The sequence below is a fragment of the Segatella salivae DSM 15606 genome, assembly GCF_000185845.1.
GTDB lineage: Bacteria > Bacteroidota > Bacteroidia > Bacteroidales > Bacteroidaceae > Prevotella > Prevotella salivae.
On the sequence record NZ_GL629647.1, the window covers coordinates 1,520,249 to 1,542,978 of the forward strand.

A 22,730-nucleotide genomic window follows, 5' to 3' on the forward strand; every position below is an offset into this window, starting at 1 on the left:
TCTACTTCTGTTTCTTTTTATCTTTCGACTTCGGAGCGTCTTTTGATGATTTATCCTTAGGCTTTTGTTTCTTTACTTCGGCTTTATCGGTTTTTTTATCTGTATGACTCTCCGACTTCTTTGTCGTTGTTTTCTTTGGTTCCTCCTTGTCTTTCGAAGAAGAGGTTGAGCTTTTCTCCGATTTCTTTTCGGTCTTCTTCTTCGGTTCTTCCTTAGCCTTTGGTGAAGAAGTTGAAGGCTTTTCTGATTTCTTTTCAGCTACTTTCTTCGGTTCTTCCTTAGCCTTTGTGGGCGATTCTGCTGCAGAAGATTCAGGCTTTTCTTCCTTTTTAGGTTCAGCTTCGACGTTTCCGATGACATCACTTGCTGCTAACGCCTCACCAAGACTCTCATTATCATCACGTCGTTTGTCGCGTCGTTTGCAGATGATTTGATTGTCAAATTCAAGGTTTATGTAGCTATATCTATTCCAACCAGCCTGAGAAAGTCCATACTTATAAAACTTTTCAAGTCGGTTCATCTTTCTGTTTACAAAGTCAACTACGGCAGCTTTGCGCTTCTCCTTATTCTTATAGAAAGGCATTTGACCAAGATAAACAATGTGATTTCCCACGCGTGGAATAAGCTCTACACCGAGATCGGGTAACACATTGATTTGTTCTATCTGATTACGCCATAGTTCATTGCCCATCAGAGCTTTGCTTAGAGGCGAAATATAATTGGATGCGAACCACTTATTGATATTACCCGTGGCGATAATCAAGTCAGATGTGTAATGAGAATTAGGCATAATGCAGTCATTATCGTCAAGATAATAATCATCACCATTGGCAGCTTTGATCCTGACAACAGGCATTCGCTGAGTCAAAGAGATGTTAACCTCGCCATCTTCTGTTTTATAACATTCGGCGGTTTTAACGAAAGGACTGGCTTTCAACGCCTCTTCCATCTTGCGAAGATTGACATATTTCATTGGCTTCTCCAATGGATAAAGCTGTTCTTTCTCTAATCTTGCCTTAATTTCTCGCGCATCTATGAAGCCATTTGTAGCCTCATCTTGAATATTTATGTTTACTTTCGTGCACAAACGAGCTGCTTCATCGGGCTTATTAAAAGCCGTAAATGCTAACAAAAGATATATTGCTATCAATACATCTGATGTTACAATGAAGGTCTTTTTCCAGCTGATGCGCATCCGTTAGTTTCGTTTTATTACTTATTTTCAATGATTTTGGCAATCTGAGGAACGTAGTTGTTGAGGTCACCTGCACCAAGAACGACAAGAACATCAAAGTCTCGACCTTTCACATAGTCAAGAACTTCGTCCTTCTTAATCATCGTTTTTTCTACGTTTGGTTTCAGATGATCATAAATCAACATACTCGTTACCCCTTCGATAGGCTCTTCTCGTGCCGGATATATCTCTGTAAGAATGACTTCATCAAAGTTACTTAGTGCATCAGCAAACTCAAGATAGAAGTCACGTGTACGCGAATAGAGGTGTGGTTGGAACATAACCGTAATCTTACGGCCCTTAAACAGTTCTTTAAGACTCCTCGCACTTTGAAGTACTTCCTTTGGATGATGACCATAATCAGACAAGAACACATGTCTATTATCCTTGATTTTAAAGTCGAATCTGCGGTCAACACCGGCATAAGTTCTCATGCCATAACGTAGTTCTTCGGCTGTACATCCATTCAATTGTGCCATTGCCATGGCGGCGATGGCATTCTCAATATTGATTGGAATGGGCTGACCGAGATTAACACGCGCTACATTTTCAATCGGAGAAATAAAGTCGAAACAAATCTCTCCGTTATCAATCACAACATTCTCTGCATGGAAGTCGCCTGCTTCACGACTGTAATCATATACTTTTACGCCTTCTTGCACATGCTGTTTCATCTCAAGATTGCGATGGATTATCAATGCTCCACCTGGTTGAATGAGTTCCGTATAGTGGCGAAAGCTTTCAAGATAGGCCTCTTTTGTACCATAGATATCAAGATGATCGGGGTCGGTTGAAGTGATAACACTCATCCATGGCCTCAACCAATGAAAGCTTCTATCAAACTCATCGGCTTCAATAACGATGTAATCACTATTCTTTGACAAGATATAATTAGTGCCATAGTTCTTTGAAATGCCTCCCAAGAAGGCATTACAATCCATGTGACTCTGATGCATTATGTGTGCACACATCGTCGAAGTAGTGGTCTTTCCATGCGTGCCTGCAAAGCAAAGACCTTTATGACTGCGTGTAAGCGTTCCCAAAACTTGAGCCCGTTTCTGGATTTCAAAGCCCTTTTCACGGAAGAATTGCAGTTCTTTGTGCGTGTCAGGAATGGCAGGTGTGTAGATGACTAACGTCGATTGAGGATTCTTACACACGTGAGGAATCTCTTCAATATCCTCTTCGTAATGAATCAACATGCCTTCTTTCTCAAGTTGATGTGTTAGGGTTGACGGCGTCTTGTCATAGCCTGCAACAACCAAACCACGATGAATGAAGTAACGAGCTAAGGCACTCATGCCAATACCTCCAGCCCCAATGAAGTACACAGCCTTAATATCTTTCAGTTCCATTTAATTTAATGCTAGCTTTATTACCTGGTCGGCGATGACGTCGGCCGAGTTCTTTTTTCCGAGTTTTAATATGTTTTCTTTTAATGATTCGAGTGTAGAAGCGTTGCCAACTGTTTGGATTGCAGTCTTCAGTAGTACGTTAACAGCCTCACTGTCCTTTACATATATGGCGGCATTCTTATTGACTAAGGCCATCGCATTCTTTGTTTGATGGTCCTCTGCAACGTTAGGTGAAGGCACAAGGATTACGGGTTTGCCTATCAAACAGAATTCACTGATGCTGCTTGCACCTGCTCTACTAATGACCAAATCGGCTGCTTTGTAAGCTGCTCCCATATCACTGATAAAGTCAGTAACCTTTAGATTTGGCAACTCTTCATTCTGAAGTTGTTGTTGAATGCCTTCATAATAGGCCTTACCTGTTTGCCAAATGAACTGAATATCAGTCTTTCCGATGATATCAAGATGTTGCAACATACTATCGTTGATAGTCTTTGCACCCAAGCTTCCACCCACTAAGAGAACTGTTTTCATGTTTGGATTGAGGCCAAATGACTCGCGTGCTTCCTCAACGGTAAGCTTTGAATCAAGCACATTCTGCCGAACGGGGTTACCAGTCATGATGATTTTGTCTGCAGGAAAGAAGCGTTCCATGCCTTCATAGGCTACACATATCTTGTCAGCTTTCTTAGAAAGCAACTTGTTTGTTACTCCGGCATAGGAGTTTTGCTCTTGAATCAGACAAGGAATTCCTTCTTTTGCACACACGTTTAGTGTCGGTCCACTGGCATATCCACCTACACCTACGGCAACCATTGGCTTGAATTGTTTCACAATCTGACGTGCCATGCGCTCGCTTTTCCATATTTTGAAGAGCACAGCGATATTCTTCCACAGATGTTTGCGGTCGAAACCACAGATGGGAAGGCCCTTAATCTCATATCCTGCGGCTGGAACACGCTGCATTTCCATGCGTCCCAACGCCCCAACGAAAAGAATCTTAGCCTCTGGTTGCTTTGCTTTGATAGCATTAGCAATAGATACTGCCGGGAAGATATGCCCTCCAGTACCTCCACCACTGATGATTATTCTCAATTCCTTATCCATGTTTTACGAATTACTATGATATTGCAAAAGTAATCAAAAAAATTAGTTTTATACCATTTTACTTTCTTTTTTCACTCCTTTTACAATGCGTTTTACTGACGTTTCAATACAGAAGCTCACTCCGTTATGCTTACTTCTGTTTTTGTCTCGCCCTGACCTGGTTCACCTTTCTTCTTTGCCGAGCGACTAACACTCAGGATTACACCGACATAGATGCAATTAATCATCGTCGAAGTTCCACCCTTACTGATGAGCGGTAAAGGCTGACCAGTGACTGGAGCAAGTCCCACGGCGACACACATATTAAACAATGCCTGCGTGACAAGCAGCAAAGCGAGACCCATAGCCAGTAAAGCGGGGAAGTTATTCTCGCATCGGCTGGCAATGCGCCCAGTGCGAAAGAGCAGCATAATGTAAAGAACTGCAACGGCAACTGCCCCTTCTACGCCCAACTCTTCAATGATAATAGCATAGATAAAGTCTGAAAAGGCCTGCGAAAGAAAGTCTCGTTCGACGCTGTTTCCTGGTCCTTTACCCACCACATTCGATGAAGCGATGGCGATATTGGCATGAGCCACCTGAGCATCTGTATCTAAGTCGACCTCAGCCGGCGTGACTTCTTTTGAAGAAGTGAACTTATCAATGCGCGATTTCCACGTGTCGGCACGGTGGAAAATCTTGCCCAACAGTCCCTCATCTTTCTTTTGTTGCGCCACCTGTTCAGTCATATTCTTTGATGTTTCAACGTCACCTCGGTCTGTACCGAGCAACATTACACCGGCAAAAATGACTAAGATTAGCACAAGAGTTACGCCCATTAGTTTCCCCAACTGACGCATAGGCACACGGCCAATGACCATCATCAACAAGATAACTAAACACAAAAGTGCCGCCGTTGAAAGGTTTTCCAATCCGATAAGGGGCACGATAAAGGCGCACACTATGAGGATAAACTTAAAGGCATTCTTATCTGCTCCATGATCCGTTTGTAGCGCACTAAGTATCTGAGCCGTAGCCAATACAAGAGTACCTTTGGCAATTTCCGACGGCTGGAATTGTATTCCGATGAAACTTACCCATCGTTGTGCGCCGTTGGTAGACTGACCTGCGAAGAAAACCCAAATCAAAGTGATGAACGAAATGACTAACATGAAGGGCGTAAGTATCTTGAAATACTTACACTTTATGTTAAGCGTGATGACCATACAGAATATGCCCATCAACAAGATTCCAAGGTGTTTGATCAATGGAGAGAAATAACTTCCACTCTTATAAGTTAGTCCTGAAGAGGCCGAAAACACCTCTACAACACTAATAATGCACAGGAAGAAGAAGATCATCCAAATGACCTTGTCGCCCTTAAAAATATTACTAAGCGTCTTTTTGTCCATAACTATTCGAAAAAGAGAGTCTTATCCGCGCCATCATTGCCTAACATTGTCTTTTATTTACCCTGTAATACCAACTAAACACGCGATGTATCCCATTACAATAAGTGCCACATCGCATGCTGAGGAAGGTTTTGGCAATAGAGGATTGGCGTCAGAAGCCATCACCGTCTATCAAATATTATTTTATATTTTCTTTATTCTAAAAGCATCGCTCGCTACGCGTCAATGCTCATTTTCATTTCATGCGAGAGTCAACCGCTAACCTATTGACTCTCAATATCCTACGCCCCATCTTCTGATTTAAGCCTTTTCATGCCATCATTTGGGGCATTTCATGCCGTCTTTTGAGCCATATTGCACACTAAAACGGCCTATATTGTGTGCCGCTTTGACTATAGGATTATCCCTCATGCATTAAGCACGACTCATCATCTAAGTTTCATGAAATCATGTGTCCCACCTAAAAGAGGGGTTAAACTGCTTTCAAGGGTTCACACTTTCTTGCTTTCAGCGAGCTTAAAGGAGCCTATAAATTGAATTAATAAAGCTTCCTTTGCCTTCTCTTCTATAGCTTTCTTACCATATCCTTAAACATATTGCCTCGCTCTTCCATATTGTGGAACAAGTCAAAGCTGGCGCAACATGGGCTTAACAGCACAGTATCGCCGGGCTGTGCCAAGGTATGACAAGCCTCAACACAATCTTTCATGCTGTGGGTATCCTTGATTATGACGCCCAAGTCATCGAAGTTATCATGCAATTTCTTGTTGTCTGCACCGAGATAAACGATTGCTCGACACTTCTTCTTCACGAGTTCTTTAATCGGAGTGTAGTCATTGCCCTTGTCCTTACCCCCGAGAATGAGAATCGTTGGCGTGGTCATGCTGTCTAAAGCATACCAACAGGCGTCTACATTTGTAGCCTTCGAATCATTGATATATTGCACTCCATTGACCTTGCAAACCTTTTCCAAACGATGTTCTACACCGGGGAAGTCACCTAATCCCTTACGAATTGCCTCGCTCTTTATGCCTGCAATGTTGGCTGCTAAGCCTGCCGCGAGACTGTTATGAAGGTTATGTTTGCCGGTCAACGAAAGCTCTTCTTGCTTCATATTGAATGGCGTGGGATAGTCAAGCTTATAGTTTCCATCTTCAATATAGCCGAAAGCACCTTGCTCTTTGTGCTCAGAGAACGGACAAACAAAGGCTTTGGTTTCAAACTTTTCAAGCTCTTTCTGAATCACTGGGTCATCATTCCAATAGATAAAGCTATCTTCCTGCGTTTGGTTTTGAAGGATTCTCATCTTCGCATCGGCATAGTTCTCGAACTTAAAGTCGTAGCGATCCAAGTGATCGGGAGTGATATTGAGGAGTACTGCGATATTAGCGCGGAAGTCATACATGTTATCTAACTGGAAACTACTAAGCTCAATAACGTAGTATTCGTGTGGATCCTCGGCCACTTGTAACGCCAAACTCTTTCCTATATTGCCTGCTAAACCAACGTCATAACCTGCAGTTTTGAAGATATGATAAATCAAAGAGGTCGTTGTTGTCTTGCCATTACTGCCCGTGATACATACCATTTTAGACTGTGTATAGCGTCCCGCGAACTCGATTTCACTAATGATATGTGTGCCCTGGGCCATGAGTTTCTGTATCATCGGCGCCTCTTTTGGAATGCCGGGGCTTTTGATTATTTCATCGGCATTAAGGATTTTATCGGCCGTGTGATGTCCTTCTTCCCACTCAATGCCATGCTTATCAAGCAAGTTTTTATATTTATCTTGGATTGAAGACATGTCGGAAACAAACACATCAAAACCCTTTTGCTTTGCCAAAACAGCTGCTCCGGCACCACTTTCGCCGGCTCCTAATATAACGATTCTACTCATCTTATCTAATCTTTAATGTGATAATGGTTAACGCTGCAAGGATAATCGTGATAATCCAAAAGCGTATTGTAATCTTGGCTTCATGCTTAGGACTGTGTGGAGCCTTAAGAAGATACTTGCAATCAGGGTCAAGCTGGTCGTCGGTGACACGGAAATTATCATGAATTGGCGTGCGTTTGAAGATGCGTTGCTTGATGCCTCGCCGCTTGCCAAGCTTGAAATAGTAAACTTGAATGATGACACTTAAGCTCTCAACGAAAAAGATTCCACAAAGTATCGGAAGTAAAAGCTCCTTGTGAATGATAATAGCACACACGGCTATAATGCCACCAATTGTGAGCGAACCTGTGTCTCCCATGAACACTTGTGCAGGGTAAGCATTGTACCAAAGGAAACCAATGAGCGCACCAATAAAGGCACACATGAAGACCACAAGCTCTTCGCTTTGAGGTATATACATGATGTTTAGATAGGCAGCGAATTGTAAATGGCTGCTCACATAAGCCAGAATACCAAGCGCAACACCTATAATCGCGGAGTTTCCAGCACACATCCCATCCATGCCATCATTGAGATTAGCCCCATTGCTGACTGCCGTCACGACTAAAATCGTCATAATTACAAAGAGAATCCAGCCTGCAGCAACCTTATGTTTGCCGCAAAAACTCATCAAATTGCTATAACTTAGATTATGACCCTTAACAAATGGGATGGTAGTCTTTAACGATTTATGGGCCTGAGTACGGTGTTTCACCACCATTTCTTTGCCCTGTCGCTCTATGGCTATATTCTCATTTATCTTCACATCGGGCGACATCCATAGCACAAGTCCTACGATTAAGCCTATACCGATTTGCCCAACGATTTTATATTTGCCTTTAAGTCCCTCTTTATCACGGCGGAAAATCTTAATATAATCATCCATACCACCTAAGAATCCTAACCAAACAGTGGTGATAATCATTAAGATAAGATAGACATTACGCAGCCTTCCAAGCAGGAGAACTGGTACAAGAATGGACAGAATAATAATCACTCCACCCATCGAAGGAACGCCAATCTTCTTCACACCAAAGGGATCTATTGATGCGTCCCGTTGTGTTTCAGTAATCTGTTTACGCTTTAAGAACTTGATAAACCGCTCTCCTGCCCATGCTGAAATGACTAAGGAGAGAATCAAAGCCAATAGGGCACGGAATGAGATATACCCCCAAATACGTGACCCACTGATGCCATATTGTTCAAGAAATCTAAAGAGATAGTATAACATTTGCTTTTAATTTAACCCTTATTTTTATGCTTTGAAAATCTCATGAAGCACTTCTTTATCGTCAAAATGATGTTTCACGCCCTTTATTTCCTGGTAGTTCTCGTGGCCTTTTCCGGCAACCAGCACAACATCTCCCTTTTGAGCCATCATGCAAGCAGTGCGAATGGCTTCCTTACGGTCAACAATTGATATCACCTTTCGCATCTGTTGTTCATTCAATCCTGCAAGCATTTCATTGATAATCTCTTGTGGATCTTCGAATCGGGGATTATCACTTGTGATGATAACCTTGTCACTTTGGCGCACCGCCTCTTGTGCCATAAGGGGTCGTTTGCCTTTATCACGGTTTCCACCAGCACCACATACGGTAATCACATGACCTTTTCCGTCGAGCACTTCGTGAATAGCATTGAGCACATTAGCCAGTGCATCAGGCGTATGTGCATAGTCAACAATAGCCGTAAAGCCTTCAGGTGAGTGGATAGGTTCAAGTCGTCCGCTGACACTATGAAGTGTGCTGAGCACTAAAAGGATATCTTCAGGCTTCTTACCTAACATGATTGCAGCACCATAAACAGCCAAAAGATTGCTGACATTAAACTTACCAATAAACTGAACGCCTACTTCTCGGCCGTCAATCTCAAGATACATGCCTTCAAAATGGCATTCAAGAATACGTGCACGGAAGTCTGCCATCGAACGGATAGAATAGGTTTTAACGGTTGCTTTGGTATTCTGCACCATGATCATTCCATTCTTATCGTCGGCATTTGTTATGGCAAAAGCATCCTTTGGCAAGCCATCAAAGAAAGCTTTCTTGGCATTTCGGTAGTTCTCAAATGTCTTATGATAATCCAAATGATCGCGAGTGAGATTGGTAAACAAGCCTCCTGCAAACTTCAAACCACCAATACGCTTCTGATGAATGGCATGACTTGAACACTCCATAAAGGCATATTCACATCCAGCTTCAACCATTTTAGCCAATAACTCATTAAGTTCTATGGGATCAGGTGTCGTGTGATCGGCTGGTACTTCCACGTCATCTATATAGTTACATACCGTCGAAAGAAGTCCTACTTTGTAGCCAAACTTGCGGAACATATTATATAATAAGGTGGCAATAGTAGTCTTTCCATTGGTTCCTGTCACGCCAACTAACTTCAACTTATGCGATGGATTACCATAGAATAAGGTAGCAACCTTGCCAACAGCATCCTCAGTTGACTCCACCTGTACATAGGTTACGTGGTCTGAAAGCTTTTCAGGCAGCTCCTCACAAAGTACAGCGTCTGCGCCAAGCTCAATGGCCTTATCGATAAACTGATGTCCATCAACCTGCGTTCCCCTTATGGCAACGAAGAGATGTCCAGCCTTAATGCGGCGTGAATCAATATTAACACCCGTGATTTCTACATTATCATTTCCGACAATCTTTATCGGAGTGATGTTCTTGAGAACTTCGTTTAATTTCATATTGTATGTATTTCAGTTTCTCTTTTAATCCAAAACAAGCGTGATACGCTCACCTTTCTTTATATAATGTCCTGGTTCTAAGCTCTGCTTAACAACCTTTCCTCGTCCCGAAACAATGGTCTTCACACCACGACGCTCTAATAAAAAGACTGCGTCTCGTGCTCCCATACCAACCACATTAGGGATATACTTTCCATTATTTATGGTCTCGCGTTCCAAGAGTATGGTCTTATTACCATTCTTTTTCTCTGCTTTTCCCCAGATAGGATTGCCATCTGCATAACTGCCGCTCCAGCTTTTATTTGTATTTATGCCTAAATGTGTGAGCACATAGTCGGCAGCTAAGATGTTACCGGCTTTCACATCAGGAATCAATACCGATGAAGTGTCACGCGCATCTTTAACATCTAACTTCAAGCTCTGTGCCATAATGCCTTCTGCAATGTTATGAAAGACAACACCACTCATGCCACCTCCACTTGCAGGAAGGCCTGATTTCTGAATACAAACAATACAACTATAGCGGGGAGCATCGTCAGGAAAGTAACCCGCAAAGCTCAATAAATAGTTTGTTCCGCCATTCTTGTATCCTTGAGCACCTTTAGACATCTGGGCCGTTCCTGTCTTTCCTGCAACTCTAAACGATGGAGAGCCAGCCTTCTTACCAAGTCCTTGACTGACCACATGGTCGAGAATCGTTTGTATTTCACGTAAAGTTTTCTCCTTACATATATGTGCTCGCATCACCTCTGGAGGGAATTCCATGATGACTTCGCCATTCTTTACTACCTCTTTCACAAAGCGTGGACGCATCATTTTGCCATTATTTGCAATCGCATTATAGAAGGTTAGCGTCGAGATTGGAGGCACTTGAGTCTCATATCCAATACTCATCCAAGGCAAAGCTGTATGACTCCAGTTCACCCATTCACCTCTTTCATTCTTCTTAGGCATGCGAATTCGTGCCGGAGAAGCACCCACTAAAGGAATCCGAAGGTTATCCGCGAGGCCCGTACGGTATATTCCTCGTATGAACTTTTCAGGGTCATTACGATAATGATCATCAATAATTCTGCTCACACCTATATTCGAACTCACCATCAAAGTCTGTGGTAAAGTAAGCACACCATAGCCACCTCGTCTCCAGTTATGGTCTTTCATTTCACGTCCATACATAGGCCACACACCGGATCCCGTATTGACTTGATAGTTTGTATCAACCACTCCATCATCTAATGCCGTCATGATTGAGGCTGTTTTAAATACAGATCCCGGCTCAAGAAGGTCGCTTACAGCATGATTATGGATTTCTCTATACTCGCCATCTACACACTTTTCCATGTTGACTATAGCCTTAATATCTCCTGTTGCGACTTCCATTACTATAGCAACGCCTACGTTTCCATTTATCAATTTCAGTTCATCAATGACGGAACGCTCAGCTAAATCCTGCATGCCTACATCTATAGTTGTGACGATATCTGCACCATCTATTGGCGGAGTATCCATGATATCAAGGAATCGATTGAGTACTTTTCGGCGATGAATGATTCCATTTGATCCTCTAAGTATAGAGTCGTAAGATAGTTCTAAGCCAAAGCGCGCCGTATCTTTCGCACCAAACATTGCCCCAATTGTACGTCCGGCCAAAGAACCATAACTACGTTTTCGCGCGTTATACTCCTCAACATGAAAGCCACTTTTGTTTTGAGAGAGGTTAAAAACAGGCAGTGCTTTCACCTCCGTATACGTGTTATAGTCTACACGTTTATTCCATATCGCCCAATGACGACTTTGCTTTTTCCGTCCCTCAGCAAGCTCTTGCTTGAATGCAGCAGCTGATTTCTCGGGAAAGATATGATTCAACCCCATACAGACAGAATCGATTTTAACATCCCAAAGCGAATCACTCTTGGCGTCATGCAAGGCCTTAAAGTCCATGAACAGCTTGAATTCAGGTAATGAACTCGCCATTAATTGTCCATCACAACTTAAGATATTGCCTCGCATCGGCTTTACACTGACACTATCTCTCTTTACTCTATCTGCCACCTTCATCCAGTAATCACGCTTCGCAGTCATTAAGAACAACATCTTACCTACGACTAACACAGCAATCACCGTCATCAAAATGGCGATGGCACTGTATCTCGGCATTACTTTGTTACTATCAAACTTACTCATTCTTCGGGTACATTTATAATATAAGGTGGCTGACTTGCTATCTTCAACACACTGTCTTTATTGTTCTTCAACAGCTCGAGCACGTGGCTTTCCCTACTCTTTTCCGTCAACGAACTACTACTTGATAGTGCTTTATATCGGGCATCTTGCAATTCATCTTGTAGCTTATCAATCTCTATAAGGTCGTTCTGCACACTATAACGATTAGCAATATACACTATCAAGAAACCCGTAATAAGCAGAAACACACCTATCTGATGACGTATTGTCTGTGTGGTTAGCACGTCACCACCAAGGATTTTCTTCAACGTGAAATGCGAAGCAAACGGCGATTCATCTTCTGTGGCCTGCTTTTCTATCACTTCTTTCAGCGTAGGACCTTCGCCATCAACCGAAGTTGTGACCTCACTTTTTACAGCTTCCGATTCTTTCTTCGTGCTATTCTCTTGGTCTCTTTCCTTTTCCTTCGCTGTATTTGACACTTCAGCCGTTTCGTTTTTCAGCTTATTTAGTCTTTCGTCATTCATTCTTTTCTGCTATTCTTAGTTTCGCACTGCGGCTTCTGGGATTCTCCTGTTGCTCATTTTCAGAAGGCACTATCACTTTATTGTTTATGAGAGTGAAAGGAGTCTCAATCCTTCCATAAAAGTCTTGTATCCTTTTTCCTTCCACATTACCAGTCTTCATTATGTTTTTTACAATGCGATCTTCAAGTGAATGATAGGTAATCACACTCAATCTACCTCCTGGCTTCAGCAGTTCTGTTGCAGACTTTAGCATCTCTTTCAGTGCATCCATCTCATGATTGACTTCTATTCTCAAGGCTTGAAACACCTTTGCCAAGTCTTTTTTCTCACGTTCTCTCTTGAATATTGGCTCCAATATTCCAAGTAAATCTTGTGTCGTTGCTATGTGTTGCTGCGACCGAGCCTTTACAACAGCGGCTGCAAGGCGCCGAGATTGTTTTATTTCTCCATAGAGATAGAATAGATTTGCAAGTGCTTCTTCGTCATAATCATTCACGATATCAGCCGCCGTTTTGCCTGCTCTCTTATTCATACGCATATCTAATTGCGCATCAAAACGAAAAGAAAAACCACGACTTTCGTCGTCAAAATGATGACTCGAAACCCCCAAGTCAGCCAGCAATCCATCAATACTCTCAACGCCATAATAGCGCATCCAGTTTTTCAAATAACGGAAATTGCTACGCACAAACGTAAATCTTGAATCATCAACAAACCTTCGTTCTGCACCAACTTCACTACGCATCACATTCTGTTCTGCGTCAGCATCTTGATCAAAACTATACAAATGAGCCTGTTCATCCAGCCGAGACAAGATCTCACTACTATGCCCGCCACCACCAAAAGTGACGTCAACATAGACACCCCCAGACTGAATATTCAGTCCATCAACACTCTCTTTCAAGAGCACAGGCACGTGATAGGTCTCTGCTTTTTTTATCATAACCAAGATGTTTTGTGCTTACGCACTATCTATTTTCGTTTATTACTTTTCTTCTTTCAATTCCATCAGTGACTGCAAAGCACTGCCAAAATTTTGTGGATTAACGAAAGGAGTCTCGCTGTTATCCTTACTCCATATCTCAATCGTATCGTCGACACCAATGAATTTCAATTCTTGTTCTATACCAGCAAACTTCAAATAGCGCTTAGGAATTAAGAAACGACCATTGCCATCAAGCGAAATCACTTCGGCATCCGACACAAACTGGCGAAAGATTTGCCATTGTTCTTTATCCCACCGGTTTAGCCGTTGCCTCAGAATATCAAGTTGTTCATTCCACACACGCTCAGGATAGAGCACCAAACAAGACTCAAATACATCCTTGCGAAGCACAAGATTATCCTCGCCTGAAGCTTGAAGCACCTTGCGAAATATGGCCGGAAGGAAAGCTCTTCCTTTGGCATCGGCCTTAGCTTCTATGTTACCTAAAAAGCGCATGCGTACCTAAATATAGGGTATCCGGGGTCAAAGATACATAAAATTCTCCACACTTCCCCACTTTTCTCCACTTATTTTAGTTTTCTTCTCAAATGTAACAACATCTTCACAGATGTTTAACATCATCCTCCATCGCATTTAATTACAAAATGAAAGAAAATCAATCATCAAACGGGAAAAATGAATATTTTTGGTTGAAAAAGTAACTTTTTAGAAAAACTTATGTTATTTTTGCATGATGTTAGTAGGAAACGAGGATGAAAGAAAGTGTAGAGAAGACCATAGACATCAAAAGAATTCTTAAAGACAAGATGGGTAGTAAGGCACGCTTTGTGCCTTGTTTTCTTGTTGCTTGGCTGAAAAAGATTATTCACGAAGATGAAGTTAATCGCTTTCTTTGGGAGAATCGCAACCTAAAAGGCACTGAATGGCTTACTGCTTGCGTGCAATATCTCGACATGACGCTTGACATTGTAGGAGCTGAAAACCTACCCGATAAGAACGATGGAAAGCTATATACCTTCGTCTCTAATCACCCATTAGGAGGTCAAGACGGCGTTTCATTAGGCTCAATCATCGGTCGCCACTATGATGGTAAGTTCAGATATCTGGTTAATGACCTATTATTGAACCTTCCAGGACTAAAGCCTGTCAGCATAGGAATCAACAAAACAGGCAAGCAAAGCCGTGACTTTCCACGCATGGTAGAGGCAGGTTTCAACAGCGATAACCACTTATTGATGTTTCCTGCAGGGTTAAATAGCCGTAGAATCAATGGAGAAATCCACGATCTTCCATGGAAAAAGACGTTCATAACCAAAAGCGTTGAGACCCACAGAGACGTGGTTCCTATCCACTTTAGCGGTCAAAACTCAAAACGATTCTACCGCATTGCCAAGTTCAGTGACCGCTATTTACCCTTCAATTTAGCCATGCTTTTCCTCGTGGATGAGATGTATCGGAATGTTGGAAAGACGTTTCGCATCACCATTGGTAAACCTATTCCATGGCAGACTTTCAATAAAACGAAAACACCGATGGAATGGGCTAATTTCGTAGAAGAACGCGTTTATGCACTTTCATCGAATGACAATAAAGAATAACGATCCTAATAAGAGAAGATAAGAAATGGAAGAAGAGATTATCCAACCCATTGACCGAGCTCTCCTAAAGCGTGAACTCACTCTTGAACGACAGCTTCGTATGACCAACAAAAGCAACAATGAGATTTATGTTGTGACGTCACACGAGGCACCAAATGTCATGAAAGAGATAGGCAGACTGCGTGAGATTGCGTTCCGAAGTGCAGGAGGAGGCACTGGAAAAGCTATGGATATCGATGAATTCGACACGATGGATAACTGTTGCAAACAACTCATTGTGTGGAACCCCGAGGCTGAAGAAATCATCGGAGGATATCGTTATCTCTTCGGATCGGATTGGAAAATAGACGACAAAGGGCAACCCATTCTTGCCACAAGTCACATGTTCCATTTCTCCGAAAAGTTCATGAAAGAGTATGCTCCCTATACCGTTGAATTAGGAAGAAGCTTTGTTTCTCTCGAATATCAAAATGCTCGAACTAATAGTAAGAGTATCTTTGCACTCGACAATCTATGGGATGGACTCGGAGCGCTTACCGTAATAAACCCTAATTGCAAATATTTCTTTGGCAAAATGACGATGTATCCGTCATATATTCGTAAGGGAAGAGACATGATTCTCTATTTCTTGAAGAAGCATTTTGACGACAAAGAACATCTCATTATGCCGATAAAACCGCTGAAAATTGAAACTCCTGAGCAAGAGTTATCAGCCTTATTCTGCAAAGACAACTTTAAGGAAGACTACCGAATCCTAAATAAACATATACGTGAATTCGGTTATAACATACCGCCGTTGATTAATGCTTACATGGGCCTTAGCCCTACAATGAAACTCTTTGGCACTGCCATCAACTACGGATTTGGCGAAGTTGAGGAGACCGGTATCCTCATTGCTGTCGACGAAATCCTTGAAGATAAACGCGTTCGCCACATTGATAGCTATGTCAAAGAGCATCCAGAGGCAATGCATATCACAAGCGGTGCAAACCAAGTGATTTATAAAAATCAGTGTAATAACATTTGGTAAGCTAAAACCTCTCTAATTTTAGTAATAGACATTTGGTTGGTCATTCCATAGAGAACGATTACTTATACGGAAACTACCTTGAAATTGCCAACCATAATCCTTGCAAAGATACATCTAAAATCACGCCGATACCCTCTCTCTTTTTAACATTTGGACCATTGCAGAAGATACGATTTTAATTCATGGGTTTTCAAATGTTACAAAGCTAATAAATAAAAGGATTCCGAGAGGGTTCAGCTTACAAAATGTCTATTACATCGAGAATTTGAGTCTCGAAGCAGTTGAAATTACACTACCATTTTTTCCATTACAACAAAGCTTTGGAAAACTTCGTATTACTTGTCATCTGGATTACCAATCATCTCTATTGTGGTTGTACCTTTCGGGCCAGATGTGTAAGGCGTAGGTGTAGCCGTAATGGTTGTAAAGACGAGCCAGACGTGTGACGCGTTCCACAAATTCGGTGTAATTCTTACGTGCAGCCGGCATCCATTGCACCTCGGCAAGCGCCGCCATGCGTGGCAACACCATGTATTCGGCTTGCGCTGTGGTGGGCACATACTCGGTCCAAAGGTTGCCTTGCACGCCGATGATGCGGCTTGTGATGTCGGCCGACACCGTGTCGGGGCGCGGATTGAAGCTATACACCTGTTCCACGGGCAAGAAACTGCCGATGGCTTGCGGCTCGTGAAGTGTGTTTTTCGCCTGATAATAGTCGAAATAGGCATATTTACCAGGGCAAGTGATGACGTTGTGCCCTGCCTTTGCCGCCTTTGTCCAAGTGGATAGGTAACGTCTACTAAGCACGATGGTAGACTTGGCCAGTTCGCCTTCCAGTATTTCGTCCCAGCCAATCATCGTCTTTCCCTTTCCGTTGATGTATTGTTCCATGCGCTTGGTAAAATATTGTTGCAGGTGTTTGGTGTCTATGCCTTGCTCTTTGGCCTTGTCTTGGCAGCGTTTGCACTGTTGCCATCGTGTGGAAGGCGCCTCGTCGCCCCCGATGTTAAAGTAGGCAGAGGGGAAAACTTGGTTTAGCTCGTCGATGATGTCTTGCAAAACAGCATAAACGCGCTCGTTGCCCACGCAGAGCACATCGTGGTGTACGCCCCAGTTGTGGCCCACGGTGTAGGGGCCGCCGGTGCATCCCAGTTCGGGATAAGCAGCCAATAGCGCTTTGGTATGTCCGGGAATGTCTATCTCGGGTATTACTTCGATGTGCCGTTGTCGGGCATATTCCACAATCTGCTTTATCTCTTCTTGCGTATAAAAGCCGCCATGCGGTTGATGATCGTCTACATCCGAGTTGTGCCCCACAACCGTCCCACTTCGCCAAGCGCCAACTTCCATCAGCTTAGGATACTTCTTTATCTCAATGCGCCAGCCTTGGTCCTCGCTTAGATGCCAGTGAAAGGCGTTCATGTTGTGTAGGGCCATCATGTCGATAAAACGCTTAACAAAGCTTACGGGAAAGAAATGTCGGCCGCAGTCGAGCATCATGCCTCGATAAGGCAGCAAAGGGGCATCGGCAATTTGCACGGCAGGCAGTTCCACTGGGGCAGCAGCCTTGTTGCTCGTTGCTACGGGTAAGGCCTTGCGCAGTGTTTGAATGCCATAGAAAACACCAGCTGCAGTGCTGCCGGCGATAGTCACTTGCTTTTGTGTCACAGTTATGCGATAGGCCTCTTTGCCGGCAATCTTATTGTCTAGTGTGAGCAAGATATGGCCTGCACCCTTGGGAGCTGTGGTTGTGTGGGCCAGCTTTATGCCTGTGGCATCTGCGATGTATTCTGCCAGGAAATGGGCATTGTGCTGCATCAGTTCGTTGGAAGTGGTGCAAGTAATGGTTGTACTTTCGTTCAACACGAAGGGTTTGCCTTTGGTCATCGTGATGGATTGCGGCAAAGGCACTACGTTGTAATTGGCTGTTGCCGAGTGGGTGGTGATGGACAGCAGGCAAAAGGCTGCCAGGAGGAGGGCTTGTTTGAATGTCATGAACTTATGTTTTGTTTATTTTGTGGGTAAAGGCTTGGGCTTATTGATGGAGAATGGCTGGCACATTTGCTTCTGCACGCATTTTAAATTCCAGTTTTGCACCCTTTATCAGTTCGCTATGCTTCACGAATTGAGAGTGATATGGTTGCTCGTTTAGCAAAAGTTGCGATACATATATATTTGTGGGGCTGTTTTGCGGAGCGACAATATGGATGGTTTTTCCATTGAGAAGATGCAGGGTGGCTTGCCTAAACAGCGGACTGCCCACTGCATATTCGCCGCTGATGGGCGACAAAGGATAAAAGCCCAAGGCCGAGAATACGTACCAAGCAGACATCTGCCCGTTGTCTTCGTCGCCACAATAGCCGTCGGGACGTGGCGCATAAAGGCGCGACATGATGGTTCGCACCAGGCGTTGTGTCTTCCACGGCTGGCAAAAAGCGTAGAGGTATGGCACGTGGTGCATAGGCTCGTTCAAATGGGCGTATTGTCCCATGTCGGCATTCTGCATCTCCCTGATGAGGTGGATGATGCCACGCTTATAATAAGAAATGTCGTAACGCTGGGTTTGCGAGAACACCGAGTCGAGCTTTTCCACAAACTTGGCTTGTCCGCCCATCAGCTTTTGCAGCCCAATAACATCGTGCGGAACAAACCAAGTGTATTGCCAGCTGTTGCCTTCTGTAAAGTGGTCGCCCCAGCGGTATGGGTCGAAAGGCGTTAAGAAACGCCCTTTACTGTCTTTGGGGCGCATCAATCCCGTGTTCTTGTCGAACAAGTGGCGATAGTTAAGACTTCTTTGGCGGAAAGTTTCTTGCTCCTTCTTGGGGCGGTTCAATGTTTGGGCCAGGCGATAGATGCAATAATCGTCGTAAGCATACTCCAAGGTGCGCGACACGTTTTGGTTAACGTCCACATCGCAAGGCACATATCCCAATGCGTTATATTGGGCAAAGCCCTTCCTGCCAACCGAACTAACAGGGCCAACGCCTTCCGTGCTCTTGCGAATAGCCTCGTAAAGCAAGTCTATGTCGTACCCGCGAATGCCTTTGAGGTAAGCATCGGCGATAACCGATGCCGAGTGTTGCCCAATCATGCAATCGCGATGTCCGGGACTGAACCATTCGGGCAGCCATCCGCTTTCCTTATAAACGTTTTCCAACCCACGTAAAATTTCGGACACGATGTTGGGATACATCAGGTTGAGGAAAGGAAATTGCGCCCTGAACGTGTCCCAAAATCCGTTGTCGGCATAGAGGATGCCAGGCATGATGCGCCCATTATATGGACTGTAATGCAGGGTGTCACCCTTTGCATCTACCTCGTAGAACTTGCGTGGAAATATCAACATGCGATAAAGGCAGGTGTAGAAGGTGCGCATATCATCGTCGGTGCCGCCCGCAACGCTTACTTTGGCCAATTCCGCATCCCATGTTTGTTCGGCCTTTGCTTTCACCTCGTCGAAACTTTGGCTGCCAATTTCGCGTAAGTTAAGCTCAGCTTGCTCTTCGCTGATATACGAAGTGGCGATGTGCATCTCAACGGTTTCGCCCCGTTTAAGGTCGAATCCCACCACGGCTCCCACATGTTGCCCTTGCTGTTCGTATTGCCCATCCAGCAATTGCTTGTCTTTCCAGATGGTGGCGTTGAGGAAAGGGCGGTTGAAGGTTATCACGAAGAAGTTTTTAAAGGCAGGGCCAACCCCGCCGTTGTTTTTCGTAGAATAGCCCACAATACGCCTTTGCTCGGGTATGAGCTTAACATACGATCCGCCATTGCAGGCATCTATCACCACGTACGAACTGTCGCCGCCGTTAAACCGCATTCTAAATGCCACTGCCCTTTCGGTGGGCGTAAGCTCCACGTTGGTTTGGGCATCGCCTAGGTAGGCATGGTAATAATGGGGTAGGGCTATTTCTGTTTTGTGCGAGAACCAACTGCGGCGGCGTTCTTCGGTAAAATCGTTGCGGTGCGTAATGGGCATTACCGATAGTTGGCCGTAATCGTTAATCCAAAGACTGGCTTGGTGGGTCTGCTTAAAGCCATAGAGAAAGTTCTCTTGATAGGTATACAGAAAGCCATTGCCTAGCTTTCCCGTGTGGGGTGCCCAGTTGTTCATGCCGAAGGGTAGGCAAACGGTTGGGTAGGTGTTGCCGTTGGATATTTCCATGCTCGAAAGTGTGCCCATCAAGGGGTTCACATAGCGGGTCAGTCCCTCTGCTTTGCAGAGCATTGTACCTGCAAATGCAAGGAGGTATGCAAGGAGATAGCTATTGGGTCGTTTCATTTTTTGAGTGCGAGTTAATTGACAAATGAGACATGTGTACAGTTGCTACGAGTGTGGCGAATGGTTGAAAGGGTGCAATGATATGCTTATTCAATCAACGTCCAGCTCTTTACCTTATACCTTACACTCTTAAATCTGCCTGTGCGTTTAATGCTTCCGCGCCCGTTCCAGCTAAGCCACACCTTATTATATATGCCGCTTTCAAAGCCATAGCTAATGCCGTCGTCTTCGAAAAGCGATGTGCTGCGGGGTTGTTTGCCATAAACGCGGCAATTCAGTACGAACGTTGTTTGGGGTGTAATGCAGTCTGTGGGCTCGGCCAAGGGTAAGATGGTGCCTTCGCGAACAAAGAGCGGCACCTCGTGTAGTGCGAAGTGCACTTTGTGGCTTTGGCCACCTTCCAGCTTTTCGTTGGTGTTGAAGTTGTACCAGTTGCCTTCGGGCAGGTACACCATTCGCTCGTTGCCTTTGCCCACAATGGGGCAGACAAGCAACTCGTCGCCAATAAGAAATTGGTTATCTATCGCCGCTGCGGTCTTGTCTTTTGGATAGTTCAGCACCAAGGGCTTGAAAGGCGGTGTGCCATCTGTGCGATAGCGGGCGAATTGGGCGTAGAGGTATGGCACCAGCGACATGCGGAAGTTGAGCAACTGGCGCACCACATCTTCGTTTTTGGTGGCCGTAGGCAAGAATTTGTCTTCGTTGTTCAGCTGTTTATCAAATTGCAGCCAAGCAGGGTTGCGCAGATACCAACCATTAAAGAGGGTTTGGGCCGATAGTACGGCCACTTGCACGCGGCGGAAGAAGTCTTCTTCATCGGCCGACTCGCGCACCTCGGGCGACCACAGCAGGCCAGTCAGTCCTGCGTTGCATACCATGCGCACGTAGTCTTCCAAGTCGTAAGTGTCGCTATAAATCGAAACGGGATAGGGCGAGGCCAATGCACCCGATGCACGAACGTCTAGACAGGTGCGCATGCCGTGTTTGCGAAAAACGCCGTAAAGGGTTTTCTGGTACAGCAGTCCAAAGAGTTGGTGCATCTGTTCGCCATCGATGCCCGAAGGGAAAGCCGACAATTCGGGGAAGCTCCAGTTCAGGTCGCCTCGTGTAATGTTAGAATTGTCGCACTCGTCCATCTTAAAGGCTGCGATGCCCTTTTGCACAAAGCAGCTGTCGTGGTATGCGGCGAAGATGTGTTGTGTGGCAGAGTCGGCGAAGTCGGGCACCAATCCGTTCCACACCAAATGGCTACCCGATTTGGGTTTAAGCAGCGGGTGCAGGGGCGAAGAGGAGTGAACAAAGGCATGTTCCCACAAGTTGAGCTTGTAGCCCATAGCACGTGTGCGGGCTATTAGCTCGTTGGGGTTGGGAAAATGCTCGTTGTTCCACACGTACGAACAGGAGTAGGCTCGTGTTTGCCACTTGGGCTCCAAGCCTATTACGTCGCAGGGTATGTGCTTGTTTCTTAGATAATGTGCTATGCGGTAGGCATCTTCTTGTTTAGAATCGGTTTTCAATCGAAACTTCATGCCTAGTCCCCAGAGTGCTGGCATGCTTCCTCCGCCGGCAAAAAGGTTGTATCGGCGAAGTGCCGTGTTCATGTCGGGCCCGGCAAACACCAGTACGCTAATCCCCTTTGCGCCTGGAATGTCAACCTGTACGCGTGGCTTTGAACTACTTTGTGTTGACGAACGGTACAGCTCGTCGGTAGATAGTTTTGCCTTTTGGCTGTCTTCTGATGGCGTATAGTCTGTGTTCTTTCGGTTCGTTCCGATGTAAAAAGTGGTATATCGTGCGGTGTTTATCAGCACGGCATATCCCTTGTTAGAGATGTAGAATGGTTGCGGTGCGTGGGTATAGCCAAGGTCTTTCAAGGGATGGTCGTTTACCAAAGGGCGCTTTTTCTTGTTGTTCTGCACAAACGACCCCATTTGCAGGCCAAATCCATAGATGTTTTCGTCGGCTGCAAGCGGAATATCTACCACGCACCCGCGTGCATTCACCTCGATGTGTACCCCTTCTTTGGCGAAGGGATTATCCGTTGCGGGCATATCTTTCAGCTGTTTCGCCACTGGTTCTTTATAGCGCAGGGGCGTGTGGACGTCTTCTTGCCCAGCTGCGAGTAAGTATACGCCAGGCTCTATCTGCCTAAATGTTTGTGCCTGAGTGATAATTGCAACACTTAGAACTAATGATGTGATAAACGTTCGCATGTATGAGTATATATGATTTTTATGGGTTGACGGGGTGTGCTAGCTAGTTGGCAAGCTGTTGCGGTAAGGCGAGAATGGCTTGATGAACCAGTTTGCCAACAAAGTTATCGGCAATTTATCAGTACAAGGCCCTTTGTAGTGTCAGTACAAGCCCTTTGTAGTGGGACTACAAGCCACTTGTACTGACGCTTGAAGGCGCATGTTAAAGTATATTTCTTAC

16 protein-coding genes are annotated in these 22,730 nt (G+C 44.5%); 2 read left to right on the forward strand and 14 right to left on the reverse strand.

Annotated features, from left to right (window positions below; genetic code table 11):
• Nucleotide 1: 1 nt before the first annotated feature.
• The 11 genes from HMPREF9420_RS06350 to mraZ all read right to left on the reverse strand — a co-directional run bounded on the left by HMPREF9420_RS06350 (nucleotide 2) and on the right by mraZ (nucleotide 13,882).
• Nucleotides 2-1,195 (reverse strand): hypothetical protein, encoded by a 1,194-nt coding sequence (locus HMPREF9420_RS06350; RefSeq protein WP_007134682.1) that lies wholly within the window; start codon nucleotides 1,193-1,195, stop codon nucleotides 2-4.
• Between the two features lie 17 nt (nucleotides 1,196-1,212).
• Nucleotides 1,213-2,589 (reverse strand): UDP-N-acetylmuramate--L-alanine ligase, encoded by a 1,377-nt coding sequence (murC, locus tag HMPREF9420_RS06355; protein WP_007134683.1) that lies wholly within the window; start codon nucleotides 2,587-2,589, stop codon nucleotides 1,213-1,215.
• Nucleotides 2,590-3,696, reverse strand: coding sequence for an undecaprenyldiphospho-muramoylpentapeptide beta-N-acetylglucosaminyltransferase (gene murG / locus HMPREF9420_RS06360; protein WP_007134684.1), 1,107 nt, complete (start codon nucleotides 3,694-3,696; stop codon nucleotides 2,590-2,592).
• A gap of 116 nt (nucleotides 3,697-3,812) precedes the next feature.
• Nucleotides 3,813-5,087 (reverse strand): FtsW/RodA/SpoVE family cell cycle protein, encoded by a 1,275-nt coding sequence (locus tag HMPREF9420_RS06365; protein WP_007134685.1) that lies wholly within the window; start codon nucleotides 5,085-5,087, stop codon nucleotides 3,813-3,815.
• Between the two features lie 565 nt (nucleotides 5,088-5,652).
• Nucleotides 5,653-6,984 carry a UDP-N-acetylmuramoyl-L-alanine--D-glutamate ligase gene (gene murD, locus HMPREF9420_RS06370; protein WP_007134686.1) on the reverse strand — a complete coding sequence of 444 codons (1,332 nt, stop codon included), beginning with the start codon at nucleotides 6,982-6,984 and terminating at the stop codon, nucleotides 5,653-5,655.
• Between the two features lies 1 nt (nucleotide 6,985).
• Nucleotides 6,986-8,254, reverse strand: a complete 1,269-nt coding sequence (locus HMPREF9420_RS06375; protein ID WP_007134687.1) for a phospho-N-acetylmuramoyl-pentapeptide-transferase — start codon at nucleotides 8,252-8,254, stop codon at nucleotides 6,986-6,988.
• A gap of 24 nt (nucleotides 8,255-8,278) precedes the next feature.
• Complete coding sequence (locus HMPREF9420_RS06380; RefSeq protein WP_007134688.1) at nucleotides 8,279-9,730, reverse strand: UDP-N-acetylmuramoyl-L-alanyl-D-glutamate--2,6-diaminopimelate ligase; 1,452 nt, start codon at nucleotides 9,728-9,730, stop codon at nucleotides 8,279-8,281.
• Between the two features lie 24 nt (nucleotides 9,731-9,754).
• A complete protein-coding gene (locus HMPREF9420_RS06385; protein WP_007134689.1) occupies nucleotides 9,755-11,914 on the reverse strand; it encodes a penicillin-binding transpeptidase domain-containing protein in 2,160 nt (719 codons plus the stop codon).
• Nucleotides 11,911-12,441, reverse strand: a complete 531-nt coding sequence (locus HMPREF9420_RS06390; protein WP_007134690.1) for an FtsL-like putative cell division protein — start codon at nucleotides 12,439-12,441, stop codon at nucleotides 11,911-11,913. Before HMPREF9420_RS06390 ends, HMPREF9420_RS06385 begins: the two co-directional genes overlap by 4 nt.
• The gene (gene rsmH, locus HMPREF9420_RS06395; RefSeq protein ID WP_007134691.1) at nucleotides 12,434-13,384 is read right to left on the reverse strand and encodes a 16S rRNA (cytosine(1402)-N(4))-methyltransferase RsmH; all 951 of its coding nucleotides are present in this window, start codon (nucleotides 13,382-13,384) and stop codon (nucleotides 12,434-12,436) included. The genes HMPREF9420_RS06390 and rsmH overlap by 8 nt, the downstream gene beginning before the upstream one ends.
• 42 nt (nucleotides 13,385-13,426) lie before the next feature.
• On the reverse strand, nucleotides 13,427-13,882 hold the full coding sequence (gene mraZ, locus HMPREF9420_RS06400; protein ID WP_007134692.1) for a division/cell wall cluster transcriptional repressor MraZ: 456 nt from the start codon (nucleotides 13,880-13,882) through the stop codon (nucleotides 13,427-13,429).
• 257 nt (nucleotides 13,883-14,139) lie between these two features.
• Here mraZ and HMPREF9420_RS06405 point away from each other — a divergent pair, with 257 nt between their 5' ends.
• Together HMPREF9420_RS06405 and HMPREF9420_RS06410 are read left to right on the forward strand one after the other, a co-directional pair.
• Complete coding sequence (locus tag HMPREF9420_RS06405) at nucleotides 14,140-14,985, forward strand: hypothetical protein (RefSeq protein WP_007134693.1); 846 nt, start codon at nucleotides 14,140-14,142, stop codon at nucleotides 14,983-14,985.
• A 25-nt stretch (nucleotides 14,986-15,010) separates the two neighbouring features.
• A complete protein-coding gene (locus tag HMPREF9420_RS06410; protein WP_007134694.1) occupies nucleotides 15,011-16,015 on the forward strand; it encodes a GNAT family N-acetyltransferase in 1,005 nt (334 codons plus the stop codon).
• A gap of 351 nt (nucleotides 16,016-16,366) precedes the next feature.
• Here HMPREF9420_RS06410 and HMPREF9420_RS06415 read toward each other — a convergent pair whose 3' ends face one another.
• From HMPREF9420_RS06415 to HMPREF9420_RS06425, 3 genes are all read right to left on the reverse strand, one after another.
• On the reverse strand, nucleotides 16,367-18,010 hold the full coding sequence (locus HMPREF9420_RS06415; protein ID WP_007134695.1) for a beta-N-acetylhexosaminidase: 1,644 nt from the start codon (nucleotides 18,008-18,010) through the stop codon (nucleotides 16,367-16,369).
• Nucleotides 18,011-18,050: 40 nt separating this feature from the next.
• Nucleotides 18,051-20,297: a GH92 family glycosyl hydrolase gene (locus HMPREF9420_RS06420; RefSeq protein ID WP_007134696.1), complete on the reverse strand. Its 2,247-nt coding sequence runs from the start codon at nucleotides 20,295-20,297 to the stop codon at nucleotides 18,051-18,053.
• Nucleotides 20,298-20,383: 86 nt separating this feature from the next.
• Nucleotides 20,384-22,510 (reverse strand): glycoside hydrolase family 31 protein, encoded by a 2,127-nt coding sequence (locus tag HMPREF9420_RS06425; protein ID WP_007134697.1) that lies wholly within the window; start codon nucleotides 22,508-22,510, stop codon nucleotides 20,384-20,386.
• Between the last annotated feature and the right edge of the window lie 220 nt (nucleotides 22,511-22,730).

Coding starts and splice junctions, on each gene's coding strand:
- HMPREF9420_RS06350 (WP_007134682.1), bottom strand. CDS start 1,195: ATGCGCATCAGCTGGAAAAAGACCTTCATTGTAACATCAGATGTATTG.
- murC (WP_007134683.1), bottom strand. CDS start 2,589: ATGGAACTGAAAGATATTAAGGCTGTGTACTTCATTGGGGCTGGAGGT.
- murG (WP_007134684.1), bottom strand. CDS start 3,696: ATGGATAAGGAATTGAGAATAATCATCAGTGGTGGAGGTACTGGAGGG.
- HMPREF9420_RS06365 (WP_007134685.1), bottom strand. CDS start 5,087: ATGGACAAAAAGACGCTTAGTAATATTTTTAAGGGCGACAAGGTCATT.
- murD (WP_007134686.1), bottom strand. CDS start 6,984: ATGAGTAGAATCGTTATATTAGGAGCCGGCGAAAGTGGTGCCGGAGCA.
- HMPREF9420_RS06375 (WP_007134687.1), bottom strand. CDS start 8,254: ATGTTATACTATCTCTTTAGATTTCTTGAACAATATGGCATCAGTGGG.
- HMPREF9420_RS06380 (WP_007134688.1), bottom strand. CDS start 9,730: ATGAAATTAAACGAAGTTCTCAAGAACATCACTCCGATAAAGATTGTC.
- HMPREF9420_RS06385 (WP_007134689.1), bottom strand. CDS start 11,914: ATGAGTAAGTTTGATAGTAACAAAGTAATGCCGAGATACAGTGCCATC.
- HMPREF9420_RS06390 (WP_007134690.1), bottom strand. CDS start 12,441: ATGAATGACGAAAGACTAAATAAGCTGAAAAACGAAACGGCTGAAGTG.
- rsmH (WP_007134691.1), bottom strand. CDS start 13,384: ATGATAAAAAAAGCAGAGACCTATCACGTGCCTGTGCTCTTGAAAGAG.
- mraZ (WP_007134692.1), bottom strand. CDS start 13,882: ATGCGCTTTTTAGGTAACATAGAAGCTAAGGCCGATGCCAAAGGAAGA.
- HMPREF9420_RS06405 (WP_007134693.1), top strand. CDS start 14,140: ATGAAAGAAAGTGTAGAGAAGACCATAGACATCAAAAGAATTCTTAAA.
- HMPREF9420_RS06410 (WP_007134694.1), top strand. CDS start 15,011: ATGGAAGAAGAGATTATCCAACCCATTGACCGAGCTCTCCTAAAGCGT.
- HMPREF9420_RS06415 (WP_007134695.1), bottom strand. CDS start 18,010: ATGACATTCAAACAAGCCCTCCTCCTGGCAGCCTTTTGCCTGCTGTCC.
- HMPREF9420_RS06420 (WP_007134696.1), bottom strand. CDS start 20,297: ATGAAACGACCCAATAGCTATCTCCTTGCATACCTCCTTGCATTTGCA.
- HMPREF9420_RS06425 (WP_007134697.1), bottom strand. CDS start 22,510: ATGCGAACGTTTATCACATCATTAGTTCTAAGTGTTGCAATTATCACT.